The following is a 14,425-nucleotide window of genomic DNA, read 5'->3' as shown; positions in this document are numbered from 1 at the left end:
AAACGGGAAGAGGAAATATTTTTGCGGAGGGGGCTGGACAGGGGTGTAGGTGATTTGCCCGTCGGGTTAGATCAGCCAGCTATCCCACAGCGCTGGGAAGAAGAATTTCTGGTGATTGTTCGCGGCTCCCTTCTGCTACGGAGTCAGCTCTCAGATCGCCAGCCAGATGCGCTAGTCAGCGACGACGATCAAGAAAACGACGCGCGCCAAATATCGGGACGCAAGTTTAGCGCTTCATTCAGAGGAGGAGCTATTTGAAAGATACGCGGATTCTGCGCGAATAGATGCACGCGATACAAACGCCATGACTCGGCTGATGCTGCAGCCCTTTGGCATTCATTTTCAGAAATGAAGAACGGTGTTCTAGCTGCTCCATTCGTCGTTTTGACTTCTATTAGAAGCTCTCGACCGTCCGGCTGGAAGGAAAGGATATCGTATCCTGCGCCATCACCCTCTTCCGACGATACCCATCTTATTTTTTTCGAAAGGTCAGGCCGCTGGAATTTTTCGAGTTTCTTTCTTTCTATCTCCAAGACAAATTCTTCACCTGCTCGTCCCAACGATCGGTTGCGGAGGTCCCGTTCCACGGCATCGAACTTCCGAACCAAACGCTCAAGCTGCCACGGCCTGTCGGACTGAAAACCCAATTTCGGAACGTCCACGAAGGTGCCGGCATCCTCGGCAACTGCGAGTACTTTCGGTGGTAGCTGATGATAGACTAGCTCTTCGTTCGACGAGAGATATCGGTCAATCGCACCAAAAATCGACGCCTGATAATTTCGTTTGGGTTTGTAGCCGGCGATCCAAGGCAATCCCATTTCCTCTAGAACGGCGGATATGTTTTGGTGTTTGAACTCAACAGATCGGTGCGTTCGCCCGATCTGTTTCATCAGCACAGCGCTATGGTGAGATTTAATATATGGCTGCCGGGAAAGTTCAGCGTTCAACATCGAAAAATAGTCGACGACAATGGCGTCGAGCTCATCATCGTTCCACGGTTTTCCGATCTTCTCTTCGTCAGCCATACCCTCACACTGCGTTGAGGCCGAAGTTGTTTAGGGCTAAGTCCACTCTGCGTTAGAGGTCGGAACTGACTTATTGACTAAGCTGTTTTGTCCGAATTTGCCCGATCCTCTGATATCACTATACCCGATCTTCGAAGCTGCGTAGCTTTGGTGCGCGGCCTCGATCAATCGTCATGCCCGGGCTTGACGACCTTCGCGCTGATCGCGGAGCATTGAACCAAAGCACGGCGGACTGGTCTAACTACGAGGGCGCTTGGCGCGCCTGCCCCCCGCCCGATATCTATGGCGCTCGAACACCGGAACAGGAACTGCGATGCCTTCTTTCCCCCCGCGCGCCCTTTCGCGAAACTGCCTCGCCCCCGCCGTCCTCCTCCTCGCCCTCGCCTCCCCCTGCCTCGCCGCCGAGGAGGCTGACGCCCCCAGGGGCGCGGCGGTCACGGTGCTGACGGCGGCGAAATCCTGTTTCGGGGATATCGTCGAGGTCTCCGGCCTCATCATCGCGCGCGAGGAGACCATGGTGCGCCCCGAGCGGCCGGGGCTGAAGGTTGCGGAAATCCTGGCCGAGGCCGGCGATACCGTCACCGCCGGCCAGACGCTGGCGCGGCTGTTGCTGCCCGAAGGCGGCATCGCCCAGGTGCAGTCGCCGGTGGCCGGGCTGGTCGAGGCGTCTTCGGCCGTGATCGGCGCGGTCGCCTCGGGCAAGGGCGAGGCGCTGTTCTCGATCATCGCGCGCAGCGAATTCGACCTGGTCGGCCTGGTGCCGGTGGAGGACATCGGCAAGCTCCAGGTCGGCCAGACCGCGCGGATCAAGATCCCCGGCGCCGGCGAGGTCGACGGCAAGGTGCGCCGGATCGCGCCGACGATCGAACCCAACAGCCAGCTCGGCCAGGCTTTTGTCGGCATCACCACCAACCGGCGCCTGCTGGTGAATTCCTCCGGGCGCGCGATGATCAAGACCGGGCAGAGCTGCAGCAACGTCTCGGTGCCGCTGACCGCGGTGCTCTACGGCTCGGCCGGCACCGTGGTGCAGGTGGTGCGGCGCCAGCGCGTCGAAACCCGGCAGGTCGAGGTCGGGCTGATGGCGGGCGGCCAGGTCGAAATCCGCGGCGGGCTGAACGAAGGCGACGTCGTGGTGGCCCGCGCCGGCGCGCTGCTGCGCGAGGGCGACCCGGTGCGCGCGGTGACGGCGAGCGGGGAGCGGAAGTAGGCGCTTGGCACCCAACTCCCGTCGTCCCTGCGAAAGCAGGGACCCATAACCACCGGGGTTCGTTGTTGCGCGAAAGCCTGCGAACAGCGTTTTTCACAACGGGCGACACGGCGACGCGATGAGCGCAATCGCGCTCACGCGGGGGTCCCTGCTTTCGCAGGGACGACGGGGGCTGATAGAGACTTCGGGCATGTACTACGTCTACATTCTCGCGAGCCGGCGTCACGGGACCCTGTATATCGGGGTGACCAATTCGCTGCAGAAGCGTCTGGCGGAGCACCGTGACGGCGAGGGCTCCTCGTTCGTCAAGACCTACGGCGTTTATCGCCTTGTCCATGTCGAATCCTTCGATCGCCCGGATGAAGCCATCAGCCGCGAGAAGCAATTGAAGCGATGGAAGCGTGACTGGAAGATCGAGCTGATCGAACGCGAGAACCCGGAATGGCGCGATCTCAGCGATTTGCTGGTTTAGCTATCTGGTCGTCCCTGCGAAAGCAGGGACCCATAACCACAGGGGTTAGTTGTTAGAAGAGGCTACTGGCGACGTGCCTCAACGAAGGGCCGCGGCGTATGGGTCCCTGCTTTCGCAGGGACGACGAGGCAGTTGGCTAGCTGCCGGCCTTGTCGGTCGCGGCGAAGCTGACGTCTTCGAGCAGGGAGGAGGACACGGTCGGGATCTGCTCGCCGTCGGTGGCCTTCGAAATAGCGATGCGGGTCTTGTTGAAGATGGCTTCGGCGGCGACGGCGGGCTTGTCGGTTTCGCGGGAGCCCAAATTGTTGAGCAGCTCGGTCACCAGCACGCTGTACTGGCCCTTGCCGTCGTCGGCGACCTTGCCCGGCGTTGCCGAGGCCAGGATCAAGGCGTTGTCGGGGGCGGCGATCGGCGCCAGCCCATGGGAATAGGCGCGGAAGCGGCGCTCAAAGGGGTTGCGGCGCGAGGCGTCGATGACGACGAGCTTGGCGCAGGCGCCCTGCTCCTTCATCACTTCCAGCACGGATTCGATCGAGACGCCGTTGCGGCGGACGTCGCCCTCTTTCCAGATCGTGGCGTCGACCGGGATCATATAACTTTCACGACCCACTTGGATGCCGTAGCCGCCGTAGAACAGCATCACCACACTGTCGGGACGGACTTTTGCCTTGAGCCGAGCCACCGCGCGGGTCATGTCGTCCTTGCTGGCGTCTTCGATGACGTCGACGTCGAAGCCGTCGCGGCGCAGCTCGGCGGTCAGCGCGCGGGCGTCGTTGATCGGCTGCAACAGTGCCGCCGGCGCGTCGGGATAATGGCCGTTGCCGATCACCAGCGCGATCCGCGAGGCCTTCTTCGAGGCATCGACGCTGCTCTCGGCCGCGCTCTGGGCAGCATCGAGCGCGCGCATGTTCAGCGCGGCATGGGCGCCGATCGCCAGCGACACCATGCCGATGATGACAGCGGCCAAGGTGGCCGGACGGCTGGAGATGCGAAGGAGCGTTACTTTCATCTCGGGTCGTTCCTCGTCACAAACGAAGCGCGATGAGTTCGTCGCGCCTTACGCCATTCTGGTTTTCGGGGGTGCCGGACGGTATGCCGTCCAATTGCGCTCAATTTGCGGCACCGCAACAAACAAAGCATTAACCCGAAGCCAGAAACCCGGCAACCGTATTGGCGTATGGGCAGCCCCGCGTTCGGCCGACAAAGTGAACGGGAACCGGGGGCGATTTCCGCTTATCAGACAGGTACTTAGTTCCGCTATTGGGCCGGGCAAACCCCGGCAAAATTGCAACATTCGCGGCCGAAACCTCTGTGACCTCGGTCACATTTGTATTTCGCGGATTTTAGGATAGTTTTTTCAAAGGCTTGGGGGTGCTCGGGAGGATGGCCGCCGCTTTTCAGCGGTCCGGCGCTGCCTGCCGGGTCTTCTTTTGACGCGTTATCTTCACGCGAACCGGTGCCCACTTCGCTCGAAAACGCTATAGGTCGCGGGAAGAATTTTCATGCATTTTGGTTATTTCGCCGGTGCCGCCTGTCGCGCCCTGACGGCCCGGAAAGACGGCCCGTCGCTGTACGACGTCTGCGATCCCCTGCTTTCCAAGGCCTCCGGCGGCGACCCGCATCTGGCAAAATTCTATCGCACCGCGCTCGGCAATCCGGCGCTGCGCCCGCTGCTGCGCCGGACCGGGCTTGTCGAATTGCGCGACGAGAAGCGGCTGCGCGCGCTGTGCGACGCGCTCACCTGCGCACGCGACCAGGCGGCGCCGGACTGGGCCGCGGTCGGGGCGCCGGTAGCGACGCTTTTGGATACCATCGAGCTCAGCCATCCCAGGCCCGGGCCCGCGCCGGCGCCGGCGCCCGGCCGCGCGCCCGGCGTGGCCGAGATCGAGAAGGTCATCCGCGCCTGCGGGGCGCATCTGCTCCGCTCGTTCGGCAAGAACGGCTTCATCCCGACCTACGCCGCCTTCAATTTGCTCGGCGATCCCGACCTGCGCGGCCGCGAATTCCTGATGGCGCTGACCGGGCTGAACTCGCGCGGCTACAAGAATTCGACGCTGCTGTTCAACCTGGCGCGGGTCTTCATCGCCCGCTCGCCGGTGCGTGACCTGATCAACCCGCCCTGGAAAGGCATCGCCGAGCCGATGTGGGAGCCGGTGCAGATCCGCCACCGCTCGGCCTATTACGACGCCTTCTTCACCGAGGCATTGCTGAGCTTTGTCGAGACCGGCCTCGCCTCCCCGGGCGAGACCACGGCGGCGCGCGGCGCGATGACGGAGATGGTCGAGTTTTGCCTGACCACCAGCCGCGAGGAGGTACGCGCGCAGGACGGCTCGACCTTCAACGTCGTCACCGCGCTGGCGCCGCTGCCGCATCCGCGCTTCTCCCGCTTCTTCGCCCAGATCAAGCAGGACCTCGGTTTCGGCGTCTATGTGCCGGACTGCGACACCACCGCCTGCTCGGTTTCGGCGGCGACCCAGGCCGGCTCCGATGATCCGATGCTCGACCAGCCGCTGCTGGATTTCTACGCCGGCTACCAGGTCCGCGGCGGCGCCAACGAGCAGCTTGTGACCGTGCCGATCAACGACAACATCGACTATGAAGGCGGCGTCGCCACCTGGATCGACAGTCTTGCCGGCGAACGTCCGTTCGGCAACGACCTCGATCCGACGCTCAATCTCGACATCCTCGAAGTCTCCTTCCGCAACTTAGGCCGCTGGAAGGTGCTGGAGACGCCGTCGCGGCTCGACACCGTGCACCGCATCATTTCGTTCCAGAAGCGGCTCGCCGCCAGCGGCGCCTTCGCCGATCCACGCTCGCACATCTATTATCTGCCGGAGCTTTACTGCGCCTATTTCGGCCGCTGCTATGCCGCGTTCCTCGCGCTGCCGCAGGCCGCGAAAGCCGCGATTGACCCCGACGGCGCGTTCGACTTCATCCGCTCCCGGGTACTGGCCTATGTGCAGACCGAACTGATGGCCTGCGAGATGAACGCCTTCGACGCCGCGCTGGCGCTGATCGCGCTCGGCCATCTCGGCGCCGATGTCGCGACCTTCACGCCGGCCCTGCACTGCATCATCACGAGCTTCGGCGAAGGCGGCCGACACGGGCCGTTTGGGGCTTATGAGTGGAACAAGATGAAGACCCCGACCCGCATCCTGGTCGGCGGCCCCGAAGTCACCTCCGCCTTCGTGCTGATGGGACTGGCGCTGGCGCGGCGGGCGATGATGGGGACGAGGCCGAGATAACAACGAGCATCGTCCCGGCCTTTAGCCGGGATGACGATTTGAGGCGGACGCAAGCCGCGTCAATCAATAAGAATAGCGCAAAGTTGAAAGCAATCGGCCCCTCGCCCGCTGGTGCTTTGGCCCCATCCGCACCACAATCGCCCGCGATAGCGGACCTACCCCATTGAAGGCGGCCTGATGGCATGCGCATGAAATTCCTGCCGGCAATTGCATTATTGTTCATGCCGGCTTTCCTGCCGGTCTTCTTGCCGGCGCCGGCGCAAGCCGCCGACGTCACCGGCGTGCCGAAGATCCGCGAGGGCGATTCCATCCAGATCGGCTCGACCCGGATTCGCCTCGGCGGCATCGACGCGCCGTCGGTGGATCAGCTCTGCCTCAACAATTCAGGCGAGCGCTGGACCTGCGGCGTCGCCGCGCGCGACGAGCTGATCAAGTATGTCGGCGACAAGAGCTGGACCTGCCACCCGCGCCAGGCGGCCGACCGCCGCGGCCGGATCGTGGCGCGCTGCGATGTCGATGGCGAGGACATCCAGAAATGGCTGGTGAAGAGCGGATGGGCGCTGTCCTATGCGCGGGTTTCCCACGACTACGATGCCGACGAGAAGGCCGCGCGCGAGGCCAAGGCCGGGATGTGGCAGGGCGCCTTCATCGCGCCGTGGGACTGGCGCGTCCGCAACAAGAAGACCACCATTCTCGGCGCCGCCAAGGCGCCGCCGAACGCGCATGCGATCCTGCTGGCGTCGGCCTCCGGATCGGTCGCGCCCTCGCCCGACTGCACCATCAAGGGCAACGTCAACTCTTCCGGCGAATGCATCTACCACACGCCCAAAAGCCGCTGGTACGCGCAGATCAAGATGACGATCAGCAAGGGCACGCGCTGGTTCTGCTCCGTCGAAGACGCCGAAGCCGCCGGCTGCCGCGAGACGCGGCGATAGAATGATTCCGCATGCGTGCTACTCTCCGCGACCTCATCGCGGAGCGCGGGACGTGGCTGACCTCTACGACGATCTGGAATCGCAGCCGCTGCCGGATCGCTCGCGGCTGGAGCGGTTTCTGCTCTTCGCGCTCGCGATCGTGCTTGCCTACACCTTCCTCGCCTATGTCGCGCTGCCGGCGCTGTGGAGCCATTACGAGCACCAGAAGGGGCTCGCCAATTTGCCGATGGTGACGCGGACCGCGCAGGGCATTCCCGGCGATCCCATCAATGTCGGCCTGGTCGGCGACAACAAGGACGTGCTCTGCGCCATGCAGGCCGCCGGCTGGTTTCCCGCCGATCCGGTGACGCTGCGCTCCTCGATCGAAATCGCCGGCAGCGTGCTCCTGGACCGGCCCTATCGCGACGCGCCGGTGAGCCCGTTGTTCTATCTCGACCGCCGCGAGGATTTTGCGTTCGAAAAGCCCGACGGCCGCAGCGCCGATCACCGCCACCATGTGCGGTTCTGGCAGGTGCTGGACCGGGGCCAGGAACAGCGGCCGGTCTGGCTCGGCGCCGTGACCTATGACCGAAGCGTCGGCGTCAGCCATTATACCGGGGCCATCACCCACCATATCGGGCCGGATGTCGACGCCGAGCGCAAGCTGCTCACCACCGACCTCGAATCCGCCGGGATGGTGGACGCCAAATACCAGGTGACGGGCATCGGCCCCACCATGACCGGGCGCAATGGCGGCGGCGATCCCTATTACACCGACGGCGAGGTGTGGATCTTGCGCCTGGTCGTGGCGTGCCAAAAGCGGACAGGCCCCGCCGACGTCATTCCGAGCCCGCCGGCCACCGAGCTCAAGGACCAGATCTGGCACGGCATCACCGATGCGCTGGGGAAATAGAGCTGGGCCACCGGCTTCAACTTATTATCATCATGTTCTAGCTTGTTTTCCCGGCCATTCCCCGGCATCCCTCCCGTCAGGCACACCCAAGAAGGAACAAGAAAATGGTCGTTCGCGCGGGCCGGGAATTCCTGGCGATCCCCGGGCCCACCACCATGCCCGACGCAGTGCTGCAGGCGATGCATCGTCCGGCGCTCGACATCTATTCCGATGAGATGGTCAACCTGACCGACAGCCTGTTGCGCGATCTGTCGAAACTGTTCGCCACCAGGGGCCAGTCTTACATCTACATCGCCAACGGCCACGGCGCCTGGGAAGCCGCGCTCAGTAACGTGCTGTCGCGCGGCGACAAGGTGCTGGTGCTGGAGAGCGGCCGGTTCGCGATCGGCTGGGGCAATGCGGCCGCTGCGATGGGCGCCGATGTCGAGGTGCTGAAAGGCGACTGGCGCCGCGCGATCCGCCCGGCCGAGGTCGAAGCCCGGCTGCGGCAGGACAAGGACCACACCATCAAGGCGATCCTCGCGGTGCAGGTCGATACCGCGTCGGGCGCCTATAACGACATCGAAGCGATCGGCAAGGCGATCAAGGCGTCAGGACACCCGGCGCTGTTCATGGTCGATGCGGTGGCCTCGCTCGGCTGCATGCCGTTCGAGATGGATGCGTGGGGCATCGATGTCGCGATGTCCGGATCGCAGAAGGGGCTGATGACGCCGCCGGGGCTTGGCTTCGTCGCCGCCAACGACCGCGCCCGCGAGGTGCACAAGACCGCCGGGCTGCGGACCCCCTATTGGGACTGGACCGAACGCGAGGGCGCCGAGCACTACCGCAAATATGCCGGAACCGCGCCGGTGCATTTGTTGTTCGCGCTGCGCCAGGCGATCGACATGCTGTTCGAGGAAAAGCTCGAAAACGTCTTCCTGCGTCATCGCCTGCTGGGCGAAGCGGTGCGCCGCGCCGTCGCGGTCTGGGCCGAGGGCCAGGTGCTCGGCTTCAACATCGCCGAAGCAAGCGAGCGCTCCAACACGGTCACGACCGTGGTCATGAACGGCCACGATCCGGTGAAGCTGCATCAATACTGCAAGGAGAAATGCGGCGTGGTGCTCGGCGTCGGGATCGGCGAGCTGCAGGGCCAGGCCTTCCGGATCGCCCATATGGGCCACGTCAACGCGCCGATGATTCTCGGCACCCTCGGCGTCATCGAAGTCGGCCTCAACGCGCTTGATATACCCCACGGCAAGAGCGGCACCGAAGCCGCGATCGACTGGCTCGGCGAAAGCGTGAGCGCGTGAGTTCAGTTTCACCTCTCCCCTTTTGGGAGAGGTCGGATTGCGAAGCAATTCGGGTGAGGGGCGGCGGCCCTCAGACTTTCGGATGCCAAGCCTTTCCGTCGCCCCTTTCTTCATGCTTATATTGATCCAGCGATAAATAAGCCGACAACGGCGCTGAGCGTATTCCGCGACAAGCGGGAACCGGGTTTGGGGAGGGGTTGATTGGCGTCCGTTGAATTGCGCGGCCTGACCAAGCGGTTTGGATCGCTCGCGGTGGTCGATAATGTCTCGTTGCGGATCGATCACGGCCAGCTGGTCTGCCTGCTCGGACCCTCCGGCTGCGGCAAGACCACGACGCTGCGGCTGATCGCGGGATTTCTGGAGCCCTCGGACGGCGAGATCCATGTCGGCGATCGCGTGGTGTCCTCTCCGCTGCGCACCTTGCCGCCCGAGCAGCGCAAGATGTCGATGATCTTCCAGAGCTACGCGCTGTGGCCGCACATGACGGTCGCGGAGAACATCGTCTACGGCCTGCGCATCCGCAAGCTCGACCGCGACACCATCGCGAAAAAGCTCGCGGCGATCCTGGCGACGACCAAGCTCGAAGTGCTTGCGCAGCGCTATCCCGGCGAATTGTCGGGCGGGCAGCAGCAGCGGGTGGCGCTGGCGCGCGCGCTGATCGTCGAGCCGGAGACGCTGCTGCTCGACGAACCCCTGTCCAACCTCGACGCCAATCTGCGCGAGGAGATGCGGTTCGAGATCCGCCGCCTGCACGACGAATATCGCTACACCACGGTTTACGTCACCCACGACCAGTCCGAAGCCATGACCACCGCCGACCTGATCGCGGTCATGAATGGCGGCAGGATCGATCAGCTCGGCACGCCGGAAGATATCTACGACCGGCCGCAATCGGAATTCGTCGCGCGCTTCATCGGCGCCAGCAATGTGATCAGCGGCACCGCCCGCGACGCCAGTCACGTCGCCTTCGCAGGCTCGACCCTGCAGGTCGTGGGCGCGAAACTCGACCCCGGCCAGAAGGCCGTCGTCGCCATCCGCCAGCATGACATCCAGCTTTCGACGCAGGCGCCGCCAACGCCCGATAATGCGGTCAAGGCAACGGTCACGCGCCAGGTGTTTCTCGGCGCCAGCCGCGACTACATGGTCGAAACGCGGGATGGTACGACCTTGCGGGTGGTTACCTCGACGGAAAGCGCGGTGCCGCGGGGCACCGAGGTCTGGCTTTACCTGCCGCCCGAGCGCTGCCGCGCGCTGAGCCGATGACAAGCAGACGGGAGAACGCGATGAGAGGCAAAAAACTTTCCCGACGCGACGTTCTGCAGGCCTCGCTGAAGGGCGCAACTGCGCTTGCAATAGGCACCGTGTGCGCCGCGCCCGCGCGCGCCGAGGCGCCGCCGGCGGTAGCGATCACGCCGCAACTGGTCGAAGCGGCGAAGAAGGAGGGCACGGTGGTGCTGTATTCCTCGATGGACCTGCCGGTCGGCGAGAAGCTCGGCAAGGCGTTCGAGGCGCACTATCCCGGGATCGCCGTGCAGATCGAACGCTCTGGCTCGGAGCGGCTGTTTCAGCGGGTGGCGCAGGAATTTGCCAGCAACATCCACGCCGCGGACGTGATCAACAGTTCCGACGCCTCGCATTTCATCCCCTGGAAGAAGAACGGCTGGCTCGCGCCCTTCGTCTCGGAAGATGTGGCCAAATATTTCCCGACGGACTACCGCGATCCCGACGGGATGTTCGCCACCACGCGGATCTGGCTGTCGTCGATCGCCTACAACACCAATCTGGTGAAGCCTGAAGACGCCCCGAAAAGTTTTGCCGATCTTCTCGACCCGAAATGGGCCGGCAAGATGGTCAAGGGGCACCCCGCCTATAGCGGCACCATCATGACCGCGACCTTCCAGATGATCCGCGAGCTCGGCTGGGAATACTTCGAAAAACTGTCGAAGCAGCGCGTGATGCAGGTGCAGTCGTCGACCGATCCGCCCAAGAAACTCTCGCTCGGCGAACGCGCTGTCATGGCCGACGGTAACGAGTATGGCATCGTGCTCTTGAAGGAGGCCGGCCAGCCGGTCGAGCCGGTCTACCCGGCCGAGGGCACGCCGACCATTTCGGGGCCGACCGGCATCTTCGCCTCCGCGCCTCATCCCAATGCCGCGCGGCTGTTCCAGGCCTGGCTGCATACCCGCGAAACCCAGCAGTTCTTCATCGACTTCACCGCGCAATATTCGGTGCATGCGCAGGTGCAGTCGAAGCCGGGACGCCGGAAGATTTCCGACATCAAACTGATGAAGGAAGATGCCGCCGGGGTGGAGCAAATGACGGAAGAGATCAAGACGCGCTATGCGAAGCTGTTCAAGGTCTAGCGGTGCTTGGCCTGAGCCCACCACGTCATTCCGGGATGGTTCGAAGGACCAGACCCGGAATCTCAAGATTCCGGGTTCGCGTCTTCGACGCGCCCCGGAATGACGATTGCCTTCACTTCTCCCCGCAAGCGCGGGGCGAGGGAGTTCGCCCAGTGTGCGCCGGGATAAAGACCCCATGACCCTCACCACCCCCATCGACGGCACGCGCGGCAAATTCGACTGGACCAAGCCGGTGCTGGGGCTGTTCGCGGGCTTCCTGATCGTGCTGATCGCGCTGCCGCTGTCGTGGCTTGCGGTCTACGCCTTCACCGACAAGGCCGGTCATCCGACGCTGCAGAATTTCGTCACGCTGTTCACCAATCCGGATTTCCTCGACCCGCTCCTGACCACCGCGATCATCGCCACCACCTCGGCGGTGATCTGCTGCGCGGTGGCGGCGCCGATGGGGTGGCTGGTGTCGCGCACCGACATGCCGGGGCGGCAGTTCATCCGCGCGCTCGTCACCGCCTCCTTCGTCACGCCGCCGTTTCTCGGCGCGGTTGCCTGGGAGCTGCTGGCGGCGCCCAACAGCGGATTGCTGAACCAGCTGTTTCGTTATCTCAGCGGCGCGGAGTCCGACGAGCATCTGTTCAATATCTATTCGCTGCCCGGAATCATTTTCGTCATTTCCTGCTACACCTTTCCATTCGTCTTCGTCCTCGTTGCCAATGCGCTCGACAACATGCCCGGCGAACTCGAGGACGCCTCCGCCATCCTCGGCGGCAAGGCCTGGACCACGGCGCGGCGCGTCACCATTCCCTTGGCGCTCCCGGCCCTCGTCGCCGGCTCGCTGATCGCCTTTCTGCAGGCCATGACCCTGTTCGGCTCGCCGGCGATCCTGGCGCTGCCGGCCGGCTTCCACACCATGACCACGAAAATCTGGAGCCTGTTCCAGTATCCGCCGAAACTCGAACTGGCCGCCGCCGCCGCGGTGCCGCTGCTGCTGCTGACAATCCTGCTGCTGCAGGCCCAGAAGTTCATCCTCGGCCGCCGCGGCTATTCGGTCGTCGGCGGCAAATACGGCGCACCGCGCCGGGTCGAACTGAAGAAATGGCGCCGGGCGGCGCTCGCCTTCTGCCTCGTAGTGCTGCTCAACCCGGTGTTCCTGCCCTATTTCGCGCTGCTCAACGCGGCGTTCTCGCCGAATGCGACCACGCTGGTGACGCCGTCGACATTGACGATGAAGAACATCGTGTTCGTGTTCACCGAACTGTCCGCGACCCAGCTTGCGCTGAAGAACACCGTCATCCTGGGCACCGCTACCGCGACCATCGGCACGATCATGGCGCTGGTGATCGCCTATGTCACCACGCGCCGGGCGATCGCGGGCCATCGCATGCTCGGCTTTCTCGCCACCGCCCCGGTCGCGGTTCCCGGCATCGTGCTCGGCGTCGGACTGTTCCTCAGCTACACACGGCCGCCCTTCGTGCTCTACGGCACGCTGTGGATCCTGCTGATCGCGTTCCTCACCATCAACCTGCCGTCGGCCTTTCAGCAATTGCAGGCGGCGTTCGCGACCATCCATCCCGAACTCGAGGACGCCAGCCGCATCCTCGGCGCCACCAGGCTGCAATCGCTGCGCCAGATCACCGCGCCGCTGTTGCGCACCGGCGTGATCGCGACCTGGTGCTTTATCTTCATCGGCGTGATGCGGGAGCTTTCGGCGGCGATCGTGCTGTTCACGTCGCAGACCAAGGTGCTGTCGGTGCTGATCTACGACCTCAACGAAAGCGGTGATCTCGCCGCGATATCGGTGCTGGGCATCGCGATGCTGGTGATCACCTTCGCAGTGGTGCTCGCCGTCAACCGCATCCCGGTGTTCGGCGCCAACGCCGGCGCGCGGCTGCGGAATTAGGCACGATAGGCTTGCGTCAAAACGGCGCGCGCGGGTTCGGATAACCTCTCCCCGCTTGCGGGGAGAGGGGGAAACGATCGTCACCGTTCGACCTTATACGCTTCCACCTGCGCCTTGAGCCGGTCCAGCGAGGCCGTCGGCGCCGCGCGGTCGACGACGTATTTTCCCGCCGCCAGCCAGGCAAGCACTTTCAGATCGACGTCCGGCGAGTGATGGATCACGTCGGCATAATTGTTCAGATCGTGCGTGACGTCCCTGACCGCACGAAAATCATGCAGCCTGGCGTTCGGCAGCTGCGCCAATCGTTTCGCGGCGTAGGCCGTAAAGTCATAGACGATCTTCAGCGTCGAGGGCGAGGCGTCGCGCATCGCCACCCATTGCAGGATCGAATAGGGCGGGAAGTAGATGTCGAAGGTGACGTCGGGATGTCCGGCGATCAGGCTGACCGCATCGCGTTCGAAGTTGCGGGCCATCGCGTCGTAATCATATCCCTCCGCGAGATATCGGCTGCGCCCGGGGTCGGTGATGTCTGCGAACGCGGCGCGCGCCCTGGCCGCGTTGTAGGCTTCGGCAATGTCGACGTCGGGCCGAAGCGTGTTGATGTCATCGACGCGGGCAAGCGGAAAGCTGAACACCAGCCCGGTGGTCAGCCGCGCCACCATTGGCGCGATCGGCGGAATGGACCGCGCCAGGATCCATGCGGATTCACGCAGCATGGCGCCGCTGAAGAGATAGCCCGCAATGCCCCTGGCGTTTCTGCGGTAGAGATCGGCGGGAAGATAGATGTCATGGTCGATATCCGGCGCGTCGCGGAAGATCCAGTCGTCCACCTGCCAGATCACCCGTTTGGCGCCGCGCGCCAGCGCCGCGGCAAGCACAAAACTCTGTTCATGGGAGTTCGATCCGGTCATCGCCAGTTTCAGCGACTTCACGCCGAGCAGCCGGTCGATATCGCTCTGCCGGAAGTGAATGGCGAGCGAGGTGCCCATGAAGACCGTATCGAACGCCTGGCTCCGGATCAGGCCGGCGTTCTGCATGCGGCTGTCCGGCGAATACATCGCGGGCAGCGCGCGCGCCGGCCCGAACAGCTGCAGCGGATCGAC

Annotated in this window: 12 protein-coding genes; 9 read left to right on the top strand and 3 right to left on the bottom strand. The window is 63.9% G+C overall.

The window, feature by feature from the left end; genetic code table 11:
* Nucleotides 1-188: 188 nt before the first annotated feature.
* Entirely contained in the window at nucleotides 189-1,025 is an 837-nt protein-coding gene (locus QZ213_RS13285; protein WP_291686532.1) for a DUF3883 domain-containing protein, read from the bottom strand.
* Between the two features lie 313 nt (nucleotides 1,026-1,338).
* Between QZ213_RS13285 and QZ213_RS13280 the strand changes: the two genes are divergently transcribed.
* Together QZ213_RS13280 and QZ213_RS13275 are read left to right on the top strand one after the other, a co-directional pair.
* Nucleotides 1,339-2,232 (top strand): HlyD family efflux transporter periplasmic adaptor subunit, encoded by an 894-nt coding sequence (locus QZ213_RS13280; RefSeq protein WP_291686531.1) that lies wholly within the window; start codon nucleotides 1,339-1,341, stop codon nucleotides 2,230-2,232.
* A gap of 190 nt (nucleotides 2,233-2,422) precedes the next feature.
* Nucleotides 2,423-2,704, top strand: a complete 282-nt coding sequence (locus QZ213_RS13275) for a GIY-YIG nuclease family protein (protein WP_291686530.1) — start codon at nucleotides 2,423-2,425, stop codon at nucleotides 2,702-2,704.
* Nucleotides 2,705-2,840: 136 nt separating this feature from the next.
* On the opposite strand, the gene QZ213_RS13270 is transcribed toward QZ213_RS13275, so the two are convergent.
* Nucleotides 2,841-3,713: a caspase family protein gene (locus QZ213_RS13270; RefSeq protein ID WP_291686529.1), complete on the bottom strand. Its 873-nt coding sequence runs from the start codon at nucleotides 3,711-3,713 to the stop codon at nucleotides 2,841-2,843.
* Nucleotides 3,714-4,206: 493 nt separating this feature from the next.
* On the opposite strand from QZ213_RS13270, the gene QZ213_RS13265 reads away from it, so the two are divergent.
* The 7 genes from QZ213_RS13265 (at nucleotide 4,207) to QZ213_RS13235 (ending at nucleotide 13,322) form a co-directional block, all read left to right on the top strand.
* Nucleotides 4,207-5,949, top strand: a complete 1,743-nt coding sequence (locus QZ213_RS13265; protein WP_291686528.1) for a hypothetical protein — start codon at nucleotides 4,207-4,209, stop codon at nucleotides 5,947-5,949.
* Nucleotides 5,950-6,131: 182 nt separating this feature from the next.
* Nucleotides 6,132-6,884, top strand: coding sequence for a thermonuclease family protein (locus QZ213_RS13260; RefSeq protein ID WP_291686527.1), 753 nt, complete (start codon nucleotides 6,132-6,134; stop codon nucleotides 6,882-6,884).
* Between the two features lie 106 nt (nucleotides 6,885-6,990).
* Nucleotides 6,991-7,776, top strand: coding sequence for an LssY C-terminal domain-containing protein (locus tag QZ213_RS13255; protein WP_291686533.1), 786 nt, complete (start codon nucleotides 6,991-6,993; stop codon nucleotides 7,774-7,776).
* Nucleotides 7,777-7,880: 104 nt separating this feature from the next.
* Entirely contained in the window at nucleotides 7,881-9,065 is a 1,185-nt protein-coding gene (locus tag QZ213_RS13250; RefSeq protein WP_291686526.1) for an aminotransferase class V-fold PLP-dependent enzyme, read from the top strand.
* Between the two features lie 201 nt (nucleotides 9,066-9,266).
* On the top strand, nucleotides 9,267-10,328 hold the full coding sequence (locus QZ213_RS13245; RefSeq protein ID WP_291686525.1) for an ABC transporter ATP-binding protein: 1,062 nt from the start codon (nucleotides 9,267-9,269) through the stop codon (nucleotides 10,326-10,328).
* Between the two features lie 20 nt (nucleotides 10,329-10,348).
* Entirely contained in the window at nucleotides 10,349-11,428 is a 1,080-nt protein-coding gene (locus tag QZ213_RS13240) for an extracellular solute-binding protein (protein WP_291686524.1), read from the top strand.
* A gap of 175 nt (nucleotides 11,429-11,603) precedes the next feature.
* Complete coding sequence (locus QZ213_RS13235) at nucleotides 11,604-13,322, top strand: iron ABC transporter permease (protein WP_291686523.1); 1,719 nt, start codon at nucleotides 11,604-11,606, stop codon at nucleotides 13,320-13,322.
* Nucleotides 13,323-13,402: 80 nt separating this feature from the next.
* Here the strand turns inward: QZ213_RS13235 and QZ213_RS13230 are convergent.
* The coding region (locus QZ213_RS13230) for a hypothetical protein (RefSeq protein WP_291686522.1) at nucleotides 13,403-14,425 on the bottom strand (1,023 nt) is incomplete at its 5' end.

It is taken from the genome of Bradyrhizobium sp. (assembly GCF_017881085.1).
GTDB lineage: Bacteria > Pseudomonadota > Alphaproteobacteria > Rhizobiales > Xanthobacteraceae > Bradyrhizobium.
This window is presented reverse-complemented; position numbering and strand designations above follow the sequence as displayed.

What these genes read in the sequence shown, in the direction of transcription:
- QZ213_RS13285 (WP_291686532.1), bottom strand. Translation starts at nt 1,025, where the DNA reads ATGGCTGACGAAGAGAAGATCGGAAAACCGTGGAACGATGATGAGCTC.
- QZ213_RS13275 (WP_291686530.1), top strand. Translation starts at nt 2,423, where the DNA reads ATGTACTACGTCTACATTCTCGCGAGCCGGCGTCACGGGACCCTGTAT.
- QZ213_RS13260 (WP_291686527.1), top strand. Translation starts at nt 6,132, where the DNA reads ATGCGCATGAAATTCCTGCCGGCAATTGCATTATTGTTCATGCCGGCT.
- QZ213_RS13270 (WP_291686529.1), bottom strand. Translation starts at nt 3,713, where the DNA reads ATGAAAGTAACGCTCCTTCGCATCTCCAGCCGTCCGGCCACCTTGGCC.
- QZ213_RS13250 (WP_291686526.1), top strand. Translation starts at nt 7,881, where the DNA reads ATGGTCGTTCGCGCGGGCCGGGAATTCCTGGCGATCCCCGGGCCCACC.
- QZ213_RS13235 (WP_291686523.1), top strand. Translation starts at nt 11,604, where the DNA reads ATGACCCTCACCACCCCCATCGACGGCACGCGCGGCAAATTCGACTGG.
- QZ213_RS13280 (WP_291686531.1), top strand. Translation starts at nt 1,339, where the DNA reads ATGCCTTCTTTCCCCCCGCGCGCCCTTTCGCGAAACTGCCTCGCCCCC.
- QZ213_RS13240 (WP_291686524.1), top strand. Translation starts at nt 10,349, where the DNA reads ATGAGAGGCAAAAAACTTTCCCGACGCGACGTTCTGCAGGCCTCGCTG.
- QZ213_RS13265 (WP_291686528.1), top strand. Translation starts at nt 4,207, where the DNA reads ATGCATTTTGGTTATTTCGCCGGTGCCGCCTGTCGCGCCCTGACGGCC.